Raw genomic sequence first — 14,965 nt, 5'->3', positions numbered from 1 at the left:
TCTAATTAACTCAGCCCTGCTGGGTCATTTTGTATGGCTTAGTCTAAACTCCAGTTAGAAGAGAGAGGCCATGAGCTAGAAATGATGCTGCTTAATCTTCAGATAATGGAGAATAAGATGTCTACTTTGGGAAGTATGGTAGCAGATGTAGCTCACGAGATTAATAACCCAGTTGGGTTTATTGCAGGTAATCTGGCTCCAGCGAAAGAGTATATTGAGAATTTATTACATCTAATTGACCTCTATCAGCAAACCTATCCTAAAGCATCTCAGGAAATTCAAGAAACAATTAAAATGATTGATCTAGAATATGTACGCGAGGATCTACCTAAACTCATTTCCTCAATGAGAGAAGGTACAGATCGTATTTCCAATATTAGCGACAGCCTGCGAACTTTCTCTAGAGGAGATACAGAACAAAAAGTTCTGTTTAATATTCATGAAGGTATTAACAGTACTCTCCTCATTCTCAAACACCGTTTAGAAGCTAATAAGATTCGTCCTGCTATTCAAGTAGTTCAATATTATGAAGAATTTCCCCTAGTACAATGCTTTCCAGGACAATTGAATCAGGTATTTATGAATCTCTTGGCAAATGCCATTGATGCTTTAGATGAGTCTAATGCTGGACTGAGTTTTAATGATATTAAGCTAAATTCCAATAAAATTACAATTCATACTGCTCTAACTGAAGATAAGAATCATGTCTCGATTCGGATTCAAGATAATGGGGTGGGAATATCGACTGATGTTCAGCAAAAAATGTTTGATCATTTATTCACAACAAAACCTGTGGGAAAAGGAACAGGATTAGGATTATCCATTGCGTATCAAATAATTGTACAAAAACATAAAGGATCTCTAAAAGTAAATTCTATATTAGGAAAAGGTTCTGAATTTATAATTACTATACCTATTTATTAAAACAGCAAAGATAAAATCAACTATAAATGTTTAAAAAATCAATATTCAGGATATTAGCAGTTTTTAACCAAATTATTAATATTTTATCCCTTGCAATTAGTTATGCTTTCAAAGCAAAAAAGCTTGTTTATATAAAACCGAAAATCTTTATACTAATTACGAACAAGTGCATTTCTGCACGAGTTAATAATAAATAATATTTAGTATTAACAGAATTTTCTCCAGAATATTTTCCTAACTCAAGCCCATTGTTAATGGAAAAATACTTAATATTTTGCTAGCTACCGGGTTTGCCCATTTGGCGACAAAGTAGTTAATCGCCTTGCCATGTGCATGATGACTTCAAACGTTTTTGGAACGATCGCAGCTAATAATCTGGGGCGAAAGTAGAATTGCAAGAGACGATAGCACAAGATTATTCTGGATGTAAAGTTATTGTTTACTTAAAACTTACAGAAGAAGCAGAAGATGCAGAAGGTAGAGCATAAATTTCAGTTAAAAGATATAATAACGCCTGTTTGCTAATTAGCAAACAGGCGTATCTTTGATTACAAAGTATGGTTGAGAATCGGTTAAATCTTAGCAGTGGAATCAACTGAGGGTTGAGACTGACTAACCGAATCTAACTTTGGCAAAAGCAGTGGATTTTCTGCTTTTACATTAGTGTTGATTGTTGCTTGCAAAAATGGGGTATTGGAGATGGAATTATTAGCCAATGTAAACAGTGGATTTGACAAAATCCCTGCTATGGAAGTGGCAATTAATGTTACCACCAAACCGACCTGCAAAGGTCTTAGCCCAGGCAAATCCCAACGCACTTGTGGATAATTCTTCACCGCGTCGGACATTTCATGGGGTTCTTTGACTACCATCATCTTAACTACGCGAATGTAGTAGTAGATGGAGACGACGGTGGTAACTAAGCCCAACAAGACTAACCAATAAAGACCTGCTTGCCAACCAGCCCAGAATAAGTAAATCTTGCCAAAAAAGCCAGCCAATGGTGGAATACCACCCAAGGAAAGCAGAGAGATACTCAACCCCAGTGTTAGGAGTGGGTCTTTTTGATATAAGCCAGAGTATTCAGCAATCTGGTCGGTTCCTGTCCGCAGTGAGAACAGGATGATGCAGGTAAAGCCGCACAGGTTCATGAACAAATAAACCAGTAGGTAAAATATCATACTGGCATACCCTGCCTGTGTACCAGCAATCAAGCCAATCATCACAAACCCAGCTTGGGCAATGGATGAATAAGCTAGCATCCGTTTCATGCTGGTTTGAGCTAGGGCGACTACGTTACCCAAAATCATGCTGAGAATGGCCAGAGCAGTGAAGACAAACCTCCACTCGTCAGCAACAAGAGGGAAGGCTGTTGTCAACAAGCGGATGGCTAGGGCAAACCCAGCTGCTTTGGAACCGACAGATAAAAAAGCGATTACTGGGGTGGGAGCGCCTTCGTAAACGTCTGGTGTCCACTGGTGGAAGGGTGCAGCGGAGATTTTGAAGCCAATACCCGCGATCGCAAATACCAGGGCAATCACTAAACCCAAAGATTGGCCGACTTTAGCTGTGGCAATGCCATTAGCGATCGCACTTAGTTCGGTTTGTCCTCCCGATAGTCCATACAGCAGGGATACACCGTACAAAAAGATTGCTGTACTGGAAGCTCCAATTAACAAGTATTTTAGCGCCGCTTCATTGGAGCGGGGGTCACGCTTGGTATATCCTGTCAATAGATAAGAGGAGATACTCAGGGTTTCTAGGGAGATGAAAATCATCACCAACTCACTAGCCCCGGATAAAAACATCCCTCCTAAAGTAGCACTCAGCAAAATAGCGATGAATTCGGCTAAAGCAGTGCCGCTCTGCTCAACGTAGCGAATTGACATCAGTATAGTTACAATCGCAGACAAGGCAACAATACCGCGAAAGACGATACTCAGGTCATCACTGTTAAAGCTACCGGTAAAACCGATGGGATTAGAAGAGTCCCATTGAAAATATAGGGCGACAATCGAAGCAAATAAACCTGCGATCGCTAGATATCCAATCCAGCGTGCGGATGATGTACGCCCCAAAATCAAATCAACAATCAAAACCCCCAAGAGGGTGAGAATAACAATCCCCTCTGGCAAAATCGTTCCAGCGTTTAGCTGGGATGCAATATTAGCAAAATCCATGAGATGTATAGGTTTTGGCGATTAGACATTAAGGCTAACTCTGTTCACTCTAGCAAGTTTTCTAATCCCCGGACTAGCTCTTTTAACAAGAGCTTAACAGCTTGGATGCAGATGGCGATTGCACCAACCTTACTACTTTACCAGCAGCTTTCTCAGTATCCAGGGATTCACTTAACAACTTTCCTACTTCGTTTTTCAGGCGTGACTTTTAGCAAATATCATCAATAATTATGCTGCAACCAGTGCGATACTTACGTACAAAAAGCTGATAAAATTAATAAGGGCACAGCATTGCTGTGCCCCGATAATATTTATAACTCCTAAGTTTATTAAAAACCGATGGATGGCAGCTTGCCTTGTAAAGACTGAAATTTAGACTGAACACAGTTGGCACAATTGCAACCAAGTTGATCAATGATCGGATTAGATGTTTGAATCAAATGTGGTGTTGCCACATCCGGAATTTGTTGTGTAGATACTACCGTAACAATTTGTCTAGAATATGCAGATTTTAGGCTGGAAGCGTGTGCTGGATTGACTACCAGCAGCATAGATACCATAACTGCGGGACAGGCGAGTAAAATCAGTTTGATTATGTTCATAATTTACATAAAGATACCTTTGCTGATACAGCATAGCCAAAAAATTGCCGAGGTTCAACTTTAATTACTGAGTATTGCTTAATTACGCCCAAATCCTTGACCCCGCAAAACCTTTGACCATACAAGTAATTCACCCTGCTCACCGCCTGCGGCCAGTAACTTGCCTTGGGGATGCCAAGCTAGGGTGGAAAATCCTGCTGAAACACCTGTGATAATTTGGGATACTTCCTTGGCTTTGTTCCACAAACACAACCAGCCATCAGCAGCAACAGAAGCGAGAAGGAAGCTTTTAGGTGCAAAAGCGATCGCATTGATCACACCCACATGATTTGTTAATACTCGCGCTTCCCAGCCTAACGAATCATCCTCTAACTTTTCCCAGACTACAATACCTTCAACGCTAGAAGATGCCAGTATTGGCGCACCCAGTTTTGTGGTAGCTTCTGACCATGCCAATTGGCGAATTTTACCAGGGAAGCCACGCATCACCCAAGGATCGGGGTTGTTCCATTCCAAAACGGTGACGCTACGATCCATGTTGCCAGAAGCTAGGAATTTGCCATCGGGCGACCAAGCCATAGCTACACTGACAGTAGTCATATCTAGGTTATACGGTTCTTCATCCCAGCTTTGACTATGCCAAATCTTGACTCCCTTGTAACCGCCAATAGCTAAGTATTGTCCGTCAATGCGCCAATCTATACCCAGTACTGAAGAGTTGTCGAAATTCAGCGTCACGACAATTTCACGAGTATCTGCATCCCAAACTTGAACATAACGCCCCAAACTAAAAGCCAGTTGGTTACTGGTGTAATTCCAAGCTAGCTTGTCAACCCATGCGGGGGCATTTTCCAAGGTGGCGATTAATTCAGTATCACGCCAAATCTTCACCTGTCCATCTTGTCCACCAACGGCTAAAAATTTTCCATCTGGTGAAAAAGCTAGACAGTCTACTGATTTACCGTTACCAGTTTGTAAGGTTGTGAGTTCGCCATCATTCCACAAAACTACTTCCCCGGCGGCGGAAGTTGCTGCTAAAGTTTTACCTTGTGGCGACCAAGCGATCGCAGTTACATAATCTGAAAGTGTCCCCGAATAGTGTTGTTCAAATTCCTTAAATTTGCTGGTTGTTGAGTTCATAATTTTCTACAAGAGTGAGGAGTTAGAAGTTAGAAGTTAGGAATTTTTAACTCATCACTCATAACTCCTAACTCCTAACTTTTTATTTACGCTAGACAAGCGAGAAAATCTTGCTTCAGTTGGGCTGCATCAAGGTTGCGGCCGATGAAGACTAGTTCGTTTTTGGGAGTTTCGCTGGGTTTCCAGGGGCGATCGGGTTTGCCATCGAATATCATGTGTACTCCCTGGAATACAAATCGATTATCTTCTCCAGCAATATTTAAAATGCCTTTCATCCGAAAAATATCTGGGCCTTGGGTACGCAGTAACTCGGAAAGCCAAGCGTTTAATTTGTCTCCATCAACTGCACCTGCTTCTACTAAAGCTACAGAATAGACAGTTTCATCGTGTACGTGAGCATCTTCGCCTAAGAAATCTGGATCGATTTCTAATGCGCGTTCTAAATCAAAGGCTTTTACACCTAATAAAGCATCCATTCCTAGTTCAGAATTGCGGGTACGGTAAATTTTTGCGATCGCATTCATTGCCCGAATCCGTTTTTCTAATTCATCCAACTCTTCTGGCGCTACTAAATCAGTTTTATTAAGTAAAATTACATCGGCAAAGGCAATCTGTTCTTGTGCTTCGTCTGCATCCCAGTGCTGCCAAATATGCTTGGCATCTACAACTGTCACCACCGCATCTAGAGACAGTTGGCTTTGCAAGTCTTCATCAACAAAAAATGTCTGAATCACTGGTGCCGGATCGGCTAATCCAGTCGTTTCAATTACTAAATGATCGAATTTATCGCGCCGCTTCATCAAATTGCCAATGATGCGAATTAAATCGCCGCGTACTGTACAACAGATACAGCCATTGTTCATTTCAAATATTTCTTCATCTGCATCGATAATCAATTGATTATCAATACCCACTTCCCCAAATTCATTAACAATCACAGCAACTTTTTTGCCATGTTCGTAGGTGAGGATGTGATTGAGTAGAGTCGTTTTACCTGCTCCCAAATAGCCTGTAAGAACAGTAACGGGAACTGAATTGTTGATTACGTCAGCCACCATACTCTAAATTCCTCTTGTCTCACCTTATGGATAATCATTATCGCCTATGATAATTGTTTTTATTTTTTTGTGCGAACTTGCTGTTATTTTGGGTTTCAGCAAAATAATCACATAATTTAATCAAGAAGCACTTTATTTTTGTGCATCTGTAATAAGTAATAAATATTTATAAGTTGGCATAGCTTGGTAGGAATATTGCATCTAAGCTAGTCCACTCTACCGTAAGTTGCAGGTTAGTAGCTTGACAAGTGTAGGAAATTTATGATAATCATCACATAAAAAACTATACTTTGATGGAGAAGCGTGGTGGTTTCAAGAAACACTAGCTGCTCGAAAAAGCAAGTAACTCAAAGAGGTCAAGCATTTGCATCTATTCCAGTTAGCTTTTTAGTTAAATTTCAAGTGGCATTAGAAATTTCATTTTTATGCCTTTGGTTATCTATGTTGCCGATGGGCAACGCCTGGGGGCAAGAGATGGAGCGCACGCTGCGAGTCTCAAGTTTCCAAAAACCAAACCGAAACTATTGTGGCTCTGAAAGAACAGCTAGAGCTAGCCAAAGAATTGGTTCACAAGCTGTTTCTAACTTAGTTAAAACGTTACAAAACCGGGATACAAAACTGCGTGCCGATGCTGCTCACCTGTTGGGAAGCATAGATAAAAAAGTAGCTAGTAAAGTAATTCCAAACTTAATTACCGCCTCAAAAAACGATCTAGATGCGGAAGTTCGCGTTTGTGCTGTCTCAGCTTTAATTAGCATTGCTGGCAAAGACTTAAATAAATCTACCCCTGAAGTGAAAGCAGTTACCCCCGTTGTGATTGCAGCACTGAAAGACAGTGATACGGAAGTACGCTTAACTGCGCTCATGGCTTTTCAATCTATGAGTTTTACTTATTCTAGCGATGACAACTTTAACGTAAAACTGACAAACGAACTGAAAGCGACAATTCCTGTACTTATGGAAACACTTAAAGATGACAACGAGCAAGTGCGATCAAATGCTACTAGTGCTTTGAGTAATATGGCGAAAGATACAACATCGCTATTTCCTGTAATTATCCAAGCATTGAAAGACAAAAATGATTTGGTTCGTATAAGTGCTGCCTCTATTTTGGGAAGGGTTGGTATTTGGGAACGCAAGAGTGAAGAAGTAGTAAAAGCCGTGCCTGTACTCATCACAGCTTTAAAAGAGGATAAAAATGCAAAAGTCCGCTCAAATGCTGCCTATGCTTTGAAATTCATCGGTGAAAAAGCAGCAACCGCAGTCCCCGCACTTATTGAAGCTTTGAAAAATGATTTGGACTTTCAGGTTCGTTCAAGTGCTGCCTCTGCCTTAGAAAGCATGGGGGAAAAAGCAGCAACAGCCGTCCCGGTGCTTATTGAAGCTTTGAAGAAACTGGAGCTTAAATATAATGCAGAAGAAGCTTTGGGACGCATCGCTGAAAGCTGGCAAGATAACGCAACTAAGCTATCTAATCAAGAAGTGGATCTCGCCATATCCTACTTAGAAACGGCTTTAAATATTGCAGAAAATCCCAAATCTGAGTATGCAAATTTATTTGGATTTGCAGAAGGAAAAAAACGTTTGCGTCGCTCTCTTAATTTCCTCAAAAAAGAAAAAGATTCCCGCTTGTTTTCTAAAAGCCGCCCAAGGTAGGGAAGCAGTAGCTTGAACTAATTTTATCTCGCACCAAGGCGCAAAATGATTCTTTGCGTCTTGGTATGAGGATTGAATTTTATCGGGAGAACAAAAAATCTTGAACTCCTTCTAAAACAACTGCTGGATATTCTTCATGCAATCCCAAAGAACCAGGAATAACAACGCTTCTCACTCCTGGTAAGGCTACCAAAGCGTTCATTTCTTCTCGTGATTTGGGGGGGCTGGATTCCCCAATTACTACCATGAGCGGTACGGTTAAAGATTTTACAAGTTCCAAAAAATCAGATTGTTCGCGTACAGCATCGAGATTACCAGTTACAAAGGCAGCAGATGCAAATCGCGCACCTGGTTGTTGAGTCGTGTGCCACTTCTTCTCAATGAAACTGGGTGTAATTTTAGCCGCGTCAGTAAAGACATGACGGCGATACATAAAACTTAAGAAGGATGGGGTAGTGTTGAGTTTGTAGAGAGCTTGACCAAGTATAGGCGATCGCACCAATTCTCTCACAAAGCCAGCTATTTGCTGACTTGCCCCCATTGTCGGCAAAGGCCCACGCCAAGTAGGAGCTAACAACAAAATTCGTGAGAAAGTAGCAGGTTGTTTGACAGCTAATTGTAAAACGTAACTAGCAGCATGACCAGCCGCCACCACAGTAATGGGAATATTAAAAACAGCTTTGACAAAATCTTCCAGAAATTGCTGATAAATTTCCGGTTGATAATTCAAACTAGGGCGAGAAGATTCACCAAAACCTGGCCAGTCTACGGCTACAACTTGAAAATTGGGAGCTAGTAACCTAGCAAGTTCGCCCATTTCTAAGCGAGTCGAAACACTACTGAAAGCTGGTAGTAGCAATAGCGGTGAACCTTTACCAAGGGTTTCATAAACAACACGCAATTGCTGATTTTCAAAATTCCAGAGATATTCTTGAACCACTCCACCAAAACCAGTAGCAGCAGGGGTAGATAATACATTGGTTGACATTACACTAAATTTTGGTAGTTGTACTTTGATTTGTCATTTGTCAGTTGTCCTTTGTCCTTTGCAAATGACTAATACTTCTCTACGAGAGGCTGCACCAACGACTACGCTCAGTACAAGTGACCAATGACTAATGACTAATGACCAAGTTTAGTTAGGCAAATCTAGCTTACATTCCAATGCTTTTTTTTGCATAGTTTTAAAAATGTTGTAAAATCCATTAGCACGAGAAGGCGTCAGGCTAACATTTAAACCTGTTTCTTGAATAAAATCTGGGGTAAGTTGCACAATCTCAGTTGGCGTTAGTCCATGCAATCCTTCAACTAGAAGCCCTACTAATCCTTTAGTTAACTGAGAATCGGAATCGCCCTTAAACACAACCTTACCATCATCCAAGGTTGCTGTGATATAAACTTGAGATACGCAACCAGGAACTTTATTTTCGGGTAATTTATCAGCTTCTGGGAACTCATTGAGCTTCTGAGCATACCAGATTAGCTGTTCGTAGCGTCGCTTCGGTTCGGAAGCGCGTTGAAAGCGCTGGACAATTTTAGCGAGCGCAGGTGGCAAAGAATCTAGAGTTGAAGACATAACAGAAGCTGCAAACGATCGGTATCTCCTTGAGTGTAGATTATCTTTGGAGCGATGCCTACGACAAGCTGCGCATACGCGCCTCCGGTTCAGTTGCTAGTATGAAGCTTGCTATTACTGAACTATAAATTGTCAAATCCAGATAAATACTGTGAGCGCATCCCCATCGTCCAGGTTTTTTAATGCGTCTAATCACAAAAACTTAATTTTATTCTAAATAAAAATTTTATTACTTTGTAGCATATTTTCTGCGTGCCTCTGCTCTTACCTTTGCGTCTCTCTGCGTTTAAATTTCAACCCTCAATTCTCCATTCGACAATTCGATGCCTACGGCTAGCTGCGCCTATGCGCTTACAAAATTAGCTGCAAGTTCATTAAACTAAGCAGCTAGATAATTATCAACAATTAAAAATTAAAAATCAAAAAAAAATTCTGATTTTTAATTTTTAATTTCTCTCCCTTGAGGATTAATTTGTAGTTTGTGCAGCTAGCATCTGCTTCAGCTTTTCTAATTCCGAAGCCCAACGAGGATCTGGACGAATAGCGTCTGAATCGGTGGTTGTAGTGCTGGTTTCGCGAGAACCTCCGCCACCGCCGCCACGACGAGGCTTCTTAGAGCTTTTCTCACGACGGCTACCTTCTCTGTTCGGGCTAGGAGTCGGGGTACTATTACTAGTACTAGCAATAACTGGTTTAGGAGCTTGCTCGTCGCCCTCTTCACCCTTTGTCCGAGGTAATGCCTTCTCTAGCTTAATGGGAGTATCTTTGAACATCTGACCATTATACTTTTCAATAATTTCGTCAGCTTGTTCGTCATTGTTGACTGTAAGAAAACCGAAACCACGGCATTTGCCAGTTTTGCGGTCTTTAATTAATTTAGTAGTTACAGCATCACCTTCTGCTGCAAAAACGGCTTGCAGATCTTGACGATCTATTTCATCTTTAGGCAAATTACCTATATATAGGCGAACGGACATGAACTATACCTCCAGAGTTGAATGAACATGGCAAGGCAAGAAAACAATCACTTAGCTTTGGCTTTTAAATAGATGCTATTGACCAAGACTGCCATAAACCAATTTTTTTGCTCGAAACTGTCAACCTATACAACAATACAGTTTTTCGTCGGGATCAAGCTTGTTTAATCCAAAGGCTCACAGTATAAGTGAGCTAATAACACCTTAATTCTAAGAATTGTAAATTTAATAGCCTATTGCCTGCTAAAGTAGACGCTTTCTTCTATGCCTTTTTCGCAGAATCAAATACCATTCCTTACATTACCACGGTATTTTCTACGTAGCTAGTTTAGCGCATACATTTTCGGCATTAGTATTACTGCATCGTAACATAAAACACATTTTTTTATTCAAGTGAGCATATTTTGAAACAAAAACCAGCCACTGGCTGGTTAATTTGCTGCTGTGTTGGGAGGATAAAAAGGTATAGAGCGGGGAAAAAGCACGTGAATCCATAACTAAGCGGTGATGCTGAGTTATGTCGGTTGCTCTTGTTTGTGTAAATAAATGTAACACTTGTGAAGAAAACCTGCAACTTTTGTTTACATTCCAATTTATCCTTTGTCCCTTGTCAATGAGCAATAACTAATGACTAACCAGTGAGAAAGACGTATGCACCCCAAGCCTGTGCTGCAATAGCTAAAAAAGTAGACCAAATGGGATGAGGGCTATGAATGGTTTTACCACTTTGAGTTTCTAGGGTTTGGATATCGATCCAAGGTGTTGCTCCTCGTCGAAACCAACCTGTGACGATAATTTGTCGGCCGATTAGATCCTGGTGATTGACTGATTGTCCTAGCCAAGAAATGTGATGTAATTTCACCAAACCCGCGCTGGATTGCAAGATTAAATCTTGCGCCAAAGTGTTACTAGTGCCTTGACGACCTAATAATTTACCCACAAGACGCACGCTGACGCTATCAATAGGTAAGGCAGAAGGGTCAGCTAACAGGTTGGGTAAGCTGTCTTCAGTTTGTACAGTGGCAGGTTTAATATCGGGGAAGAAAGAATTAATCCGCATTACAGTACCGATGCTAAAGCCAATCAGAAGGCAGCCTGTAATGAAAGACCAATCTTCATATATCCACTTTAGATTTAAAAACTTGAGTGTGAATGCTAGTTGCCAGGTTAGCCAGACGAAAGCTGCAAACAGAACCCCTAGAGGAATTCCCAACCAGGGAGCGACTTGTAATAGAAAAGACTGACGCTTAACCTTTGATGGAACGCTAGCAAAATGTAGTTCGGTGTCTAGATGCCAATGACGAGCTATTTGGCAGAGGCGTTCGATGCGATCGCCCATTAAAGGATGGCTATTATTAATCGTAAACCATCGGCGATAGGGATTGGCGGTATCCCACTTCAAAAAGGATTCAAAAGATAGATTACTGGCAATAGTGCCCAAAGATAAACTCTGTTGGTAGCTGACTGGTGTTAAAAGATTTAAGCTTTCCAGTTGCCAACTGGTCTGCTCTTGTTTTTGGATATCAGCGGCGATGCCAATGGCAATTTTGAGTAAAGCGCGAATCAGGGCATTAGGATTACCAGTAATTTCAGCAGCGACGCGATCGCTATAATAAAGCCGCAACCGCGACAAGCACAATGCAGTTCCAGTCAGCAAACACCAAATTCCATAAATTAGACTTGCCAGAATTGTCACTGGCCAACGCCAAATTTTCGCTGATATTTTGTCTCCCAACTCCGACATTTGCTGATATAGCTTATGAACTGGTAGTGTTACCAGCAGCAACAAAGACATTACAGCAAAATCCCAGTGAGCAATATGCCCTAGTTGCGTGGCGTAAATAACGGCGATTTCATCATCTGCCAGCTGCTCTAATAGCCCTTGACTCACAACAATCCTGGCATTACGTGGTAAACTACCATAAGTCAGAATAATTGGTGCAGTCGTTGGTAAAATCCGCAGTTTGGGTAACGGCCAGTGCCGCTGTTGGGAACAACGTTGAAGCACCCGAACGGCTTCGCGGCTATAAGTATTCAATACGTCTTTCGGAAATTCTCGCTGACCATACAAGTTGGCCAGTAGCAAATCCAGCAACCAAGGTGATACTCCGCTTAAAATCACCAATGCGATCAGCAACAGTTGGGTAGGATCGTGGTATAAAAGCTGTATTGGCTCCAGATAAGGTAGTTTGACTAAAGTCTGATTGATGAATCCCAGTGCTAACTTGAGGATTTCTCGTATTACCCAAAACAGGGCGATGAATGTTCCTGCGGACAGTAGCCGTAAGGGAATTAATTTTGGTTTACGTAGTGGTTGCCATGCTCTGGCGCGTTGTGCTTGTCGCCAATAAATAACGCCGAATAGTTTGGCTTGGGTGCGGGTAACGGAACCCATGAAGCCGCTTAGGGACGCAGCCAGTGGCGGTGGTGGTGGCGGTGTCGCTAATGTAGCTTTGAGTTTAGCTAGTGGCACCATCGGCGGGATGTCGTCGCTTTTGGTTTCTATTACTTGATCGTTGTTTGGCTTTTCCTCTAATGTAGAAGTTTCCGGGGGAGTAACTGGGGTTGAATTTGGTGTTGAATCTGCGGTTGAATTCTCAAATGCAACAAATCCAGTTTCGACTTTTTTTGGTTCTTGCTCGGTTTTTTTACGTTTTGTCAGGTGTTCGAGAGCGCGTGTTGCCCACTCTTGAACTTGCGGATTGTTACTCTCAATGAGATTCTGGGAAATAGCGATCGCTTTGGGAACTTCACCAGTGCGAGCATAAGCCATGACTAAACCAACCTGAGCTTGTAAGCTAGCAGTCCCATTATTTTGGCTGCTAGCAATAGGTTCTAGTTGGGCGATCGCTGTTTGGTAATTTCCCTGCTTGAGGGCAACTAAACCAGCCTCCAAAGACGGTTTGGCATGTGAAGGCATACAAATTCTGGCACTCCAATCTCTTCTAAATGATCCACGTTTGTGCAAAAGCGCGAACCTCGGATGCCGTGGAAATCAACCGCGCTCAAGTTTTGTTTGTCAAGTGAATGATAAAGGTTGAATTCAGGAGTCAGTCATCAGAATTCAGTTGAGTCTTCATCTGAATTCTGGATTCTGGATTCTGTATTCTTCTTCACTCCTCCACTGGTTGTTGACTAGAAAATACTGGAGCGATCGCGCTTAATTTTAACTCTGGATGGTCGCCCAATAACTGTTGACAATTCCATTCATTACGGAATAGCAACACTGGTCGTCCCATACTGTCTTTAACTGTAGTGGTATTGAATATTCGTCCCACCTTTTCTAATGCTTCCCAACCACCCTCAACCCAACGGGCGACACTGTAGGGTAATAAATCTAATATGGTTTCTACACCATACTCATTTTGTAAGCGAAACTGTACTACCTCGAATTGCAACTGACCCACCGCCGCCAAAATTGGATCGCGCTTGGCTTCATCAGTTGAATACATAATTTGCACAGCACCTTCTTCTCGCAATTCCGCAACACCTTTTTGGAATTGTTTAGACTTCGAGGGGTTGGGATTCCTCAAAGAAGCAAACAGTTCCGGCGAGAAATACGGAATCCCCTCATATTCGAGCTTTTGTCCCGTGTAAATTGTATCCCCGATCGCAAAAACACCGGGATTATTCAAACCGATCACATCGCCAGGATAAGCCACATCAATCGATTCTCGCTCTTGAGCAAAGAGTTTTTGCGGGCGAGATAGACGGATGAGTTTACCAATGCGAGCGTGATTCACCATCATATCTTTTTCAAACTTACCAGTGCAAACCCGGATAAATGCGACGCGATCGCGGTGTTTCGGGTCCATATTCGCTTGCAGTTTGAAGACAAACCCCGAAAACTCCGGGTATGTAGGGGGAACTTCGCCAACACTGCTGATATGAGAACCGGGTTTGAGGGCATAGTCGAGGAAATACTTGAGAAATAACTCGACCCCGAAGTTAGTCATGGCGCTACCAAAGAACACAGGCGTCATTTTGCCTTCGTGTATCAACTGTAAATCTAGCTCTGGCCCAACTCCTTCTAAAAGTTCTAGATCGTTTTTCAGTTGGTAGTACAGGCTTTGTTCTAGCTGTTCTTCTATTCTCGGATCGCCTAACTCCACTATCGTATCACGGGCTTCTCGGCTACCGTGGGCGCTGCGTTCAAACAGGTGTATTTGTTGCTTGTGTCGGTCAAAAACACCTTTAAAGCGATCGCCCATGCCAATCGGCCAGTTAACTGCATAGGTTTGCAATCCCAGTTCTTGCTCAATTTCATCTAACAATTCCAGAGGTTCCCTTCCTGGGCGATCAAGCTTGTTGATAAATGTAAAAATTGGGATACCCCGCAACTTACACACTTCAAACAATTTGCGCGTTTGGGGTTCCAAACCTTTTGCCGCATCAATCAACATCACGGCATTATCGGCGGCGGCGAGGGTACGATAAGTATCTTCACTGAAATCTTGGTGTCCGGGGGTGTCTAATAAATTGATTTGACAATTCTGGTATTCAAATTGCAACACTGTGGAAGTAATAGAAATACCCCGTTGCTGCTCCATCGCCATCCAGTCAGAGGTTGCCTTACGCTGTGCCCGTCGCGCCTTTACCGCCCCAGCTTCGTGAATTGCACCCCCGTACAGGAGTAGCTTTTCTGTTAGTGTCGTTTTACCCGCATCGGGGTGAGATATAATCGCAAAGTTGCGACGCAGTTCAACTGCTTGAATAAGTTCAGACTGAAGTTCAGTAGACATAAATGTATTTGTTTGTTAGCTAGCTTAATTTTTTTTGACTCTGGCAAGTCTTTTAATCTTAAGACAACGATGCTCATGATAGGGTCGTAGTATAACCAACAATCTGACTA

Annotated in this window: 11 protein-coding genes; 2 read left to right on the top strand and 9 right to left on the bottom strand. The window is 42.0% G+C overall.

Annotation, left to right across the window (positions count from 1 at the left end):
* The first annotated feature begins 117 nt into the window (after nucleotides 1–117).
* The gene (locus tag RMY27_RS12715) at nucleotides 118–924 is read left to right on the top strand and encodes a sensor histidine kinase (protein ID WP_322663629.1); all 807 of its coding nucleotides are present in this window, start codon (nucleotides 118–120) and stop codon (nucleotides 922–924) included.
* Nucleotides 925–1,496: 572 nt separating this feature from the next.
* Here RMY27_RS12715 and RMY27_RS12710 read toward each other — a convergent pair.
* From RMY27_RS12710 to RMY27_RS12695, 4 genes are all read right to left on the bottom strand, one after another.
* The gene (locus RMY27_RS12710; protein WP_322663627.1) at nucleotides 1,497–3,104 is read right to left on the bottom strand and encodes an NAD(P)H-quinone oxidoreductase subunit N; all 1,608 of its coding nucleotides are present in this window, start codon (nucleotides 3,102–3,104) and stop codon (nucleotides 1,497–1,499) included.
* A gap of 329 nt (nucleotides 3,105–3,433) precedes the next feature.
* Nucleotides 3,434–3,706, bottom strand: coding sequence for a hypothetical protein (locus tag RMY27_RS12705; protein ID WP_322663625.1), 273 nt, complete (start codon nucleotides 3,704–3,706; stop codon nucleotides 3,434–3,436).
* A 78-nt stretch (nucleotides 3,707–3,784) separates the two neighbouring features.
* The gene (locus RMY27_RS12700; RefSeq protein WP_322663623.1) at nucleotides 3,785–4,846 is read right to left on the bottom strand and encodes a WD40 repeat domain-containing protein; all 1,062 of its coding nucleotides are present in this window, start codon (nucleotides 4,844–4,846) and stop codon (nucleotides 3,785–3,787) included.
* A gap of 86 nt (nucleotides 4,847–4,932) precedes the next feature.
* A complete protein-coding gene (locus RMY27_RS12695; RefSeq protein WP_322663621.1) occupies nucleotides 4,933–5,904 on the bottom strand; it encodes a GTP-binding protein in 972 nt (323 codons plus the stop codon).
* A gap of 306 nt (nucleotides 5,905–6,210) precedes the next feature.
* Here RMY27_RS12695 and RMY27_RS12690 point away from each other — a divergent pair, with 306 nt between their 5' ends.
* Nucleotides 6,211–7,560 (top strand): HEAT repeat domain-containing protein, encoded by a 1,350-nt coding sequence (locus tag RMY27_RS12690; RefSeq protein ID WP_322663619.1) that lies wholly within the window; start codon nucleotides 6,211–6,213, stop codon nucleotides 7,558–7,560.
* A gap of 79 nt (nucleotides 7,561–7,639) precedes the next feature.
* Here the strand turns inward: RMY27_RS12690 and RMY27_RS12685 are convergent, their stop codons facing one another.
* The 5 genes from RMY27_RS12685 to RMY27_RS12665 all read right to left on the bottom strand — a co-directional run bounded on the left by RMY27_RS12685 (nucleotide 7,640) and on the right by RMY27_RS12665 (nucleotide 14,855).
* Nucleotides 7,640–8,548 carry an alpha/beta hydrolase gene (locus RMY27_RS12685; protein WP_322663617.1) on the bottom strand — a complete coding sequence of 303 codons (909 nt, stop codon included), beginning with the start codon at nucleotides 8,546–8,548 and terminating at the stop codon, nucleotides 7,640–7,642.
* Nucleotides 8,549–8,695: 147 nt separating this feature from the next.
* On the bottom strand, nucleotides 8,696–9,136 hold the full coding sequence (locus tag RMY27_RS12680) for a SufE family protein (protein ID WP_322663616.1): 441 nt from the start codon (nucleotides 9,134–9,136) through the stop codon (nucleotides 8,696–8,698).
* A gap of 467 nt (nucleotides 9,137–9,603) precedes the next feature.
* Nucleotides 9,604–10,113: an RNA-binding protein gene (locus RMY27_RS12675; protein WP_322663615.1), complete on the bottom strand. Its 510-nt coding sequence runs from the start codon at nucleotides 10,111–10,113 to the stop codon at nucleotides 9,604–9,606.
* Between the two features lie 631 nt (nucleotides 10,114–10,744).
* Nucleotides 10,745–13,033: a M48 family metalloprotease gene (locus RMY27_RS12670; protein ID WP_322663614.1), complete on the bottom strand. Its 2,289-nt coding sequence runs from the start codon at nucleotides 13,031–13,033 to the stop codon at nucleotides 10,745–10,747.
* Between the two features lie 193 nt (nucleotides 13,034–13,226).
* A complete protein-coding gene (locus RMY27_RS12665) occupies nucleotides 13,227–14,855 on the bottom strand; it encodes a peptide chain release factor 3 (RefSeq protein WP_322663612.1) in 1,629 nt (542 codons plus the stop codon).
* Nucleotides 14,856–14,965 lie beyond the last annotated feature (110 nt).

The sequence above is a fragment of the Nostoc sp. DedQUE09 genome, assembly GCF_034530915.1.
Classification (GTDB): Bacteria; Cyanobacteriota; Cyanobacteriia; order Cyanobacteriales; family Nostocaceae; genus Nostoc.
The sequence above is the reverse complement of the archived record's forward strand: the minus strand, read 5'-3'. Positions and strand labels throughout refer to the sequence as shown.

What these genes read in the sequence shown, in the direction of transcription:
- RMY27_RS12700 (WP_322663623.1), bottom strand. Translation starts at nt 4,846, where the DNA reads ATGAACTCAACAACCAGCAAATTTAAGGAATTTGAACAACACTATTCG.
- RMY27_RS12670 (WP_322663614.1), bottom strand. Translation starts at nt 13,033, where the DNA reads ATGCCTTCACATGCCAAACCGTCTTTGGAGGCTGGTTTAGTTGCCCTC.
- RMY27_RS12710 (WP_322663627.1), bottom strand. Translation starts at nt 3,104, where the DNA reads ATGGATTTTGCTAATATTGCATCCCAGCTAAACGCTGGAACGATTTTG.
- RMY27_RS12705 (WP_322663625.1), bottom strand. Translation starts at nt 3,706, where the DNA reads ATGAACATAATCAAACTGATTTTACTCGCCTGTCCCGCAGTTATGGTA.
- RMY27_RS12685 (WP_322663617.1), bottom strand. Translation starts at nt 8,548, where the DNA reads ATGTCAACCAATGTATTATCTACCCCTGCTGCTACTGGTTTTGGTGGA.
- RMY27_RS12695 (WP_322663621.1), bottom strand. Translation starts at nt 5,904, where the DNA reads ATGGTGGCTGACGTAATCAACAATTCAGTTCCCGTTACTGTTCTTACA.
- RMY27_RS12680 (WP_322663616.1), bottom strand. Translation starts at nt 9,136, where the DNA reads ATGTCTTCAACTCTAGATTCTTTGCCACCTGCGCTCGCTAAAATTGTC.
- RMY27_RS12665 (WP_322663612.1), bottom strand. Translation starts at nt 14,855, where the DNA reads ATGTCTACTGAACTTCAGTCTGAACTTATTCAAGCAGTTGAACTGCGT.
- RMY27_RS12715 (WP_322663629.1), top strand. Translation starts at nt 118, where the DNA reads ATGTCTACTTTGGGAAGTATGGTAGCAGATGTAGCTCACGAGATTAAT.
- RMY27_RS12675 (WP_322663615.1), bottom strand. Translation starts at nt 10,113, where the DNA reads ATGTCCGTTCGCCTATATATAGGTAATTTGCCTAAAGATGAAATAGAT.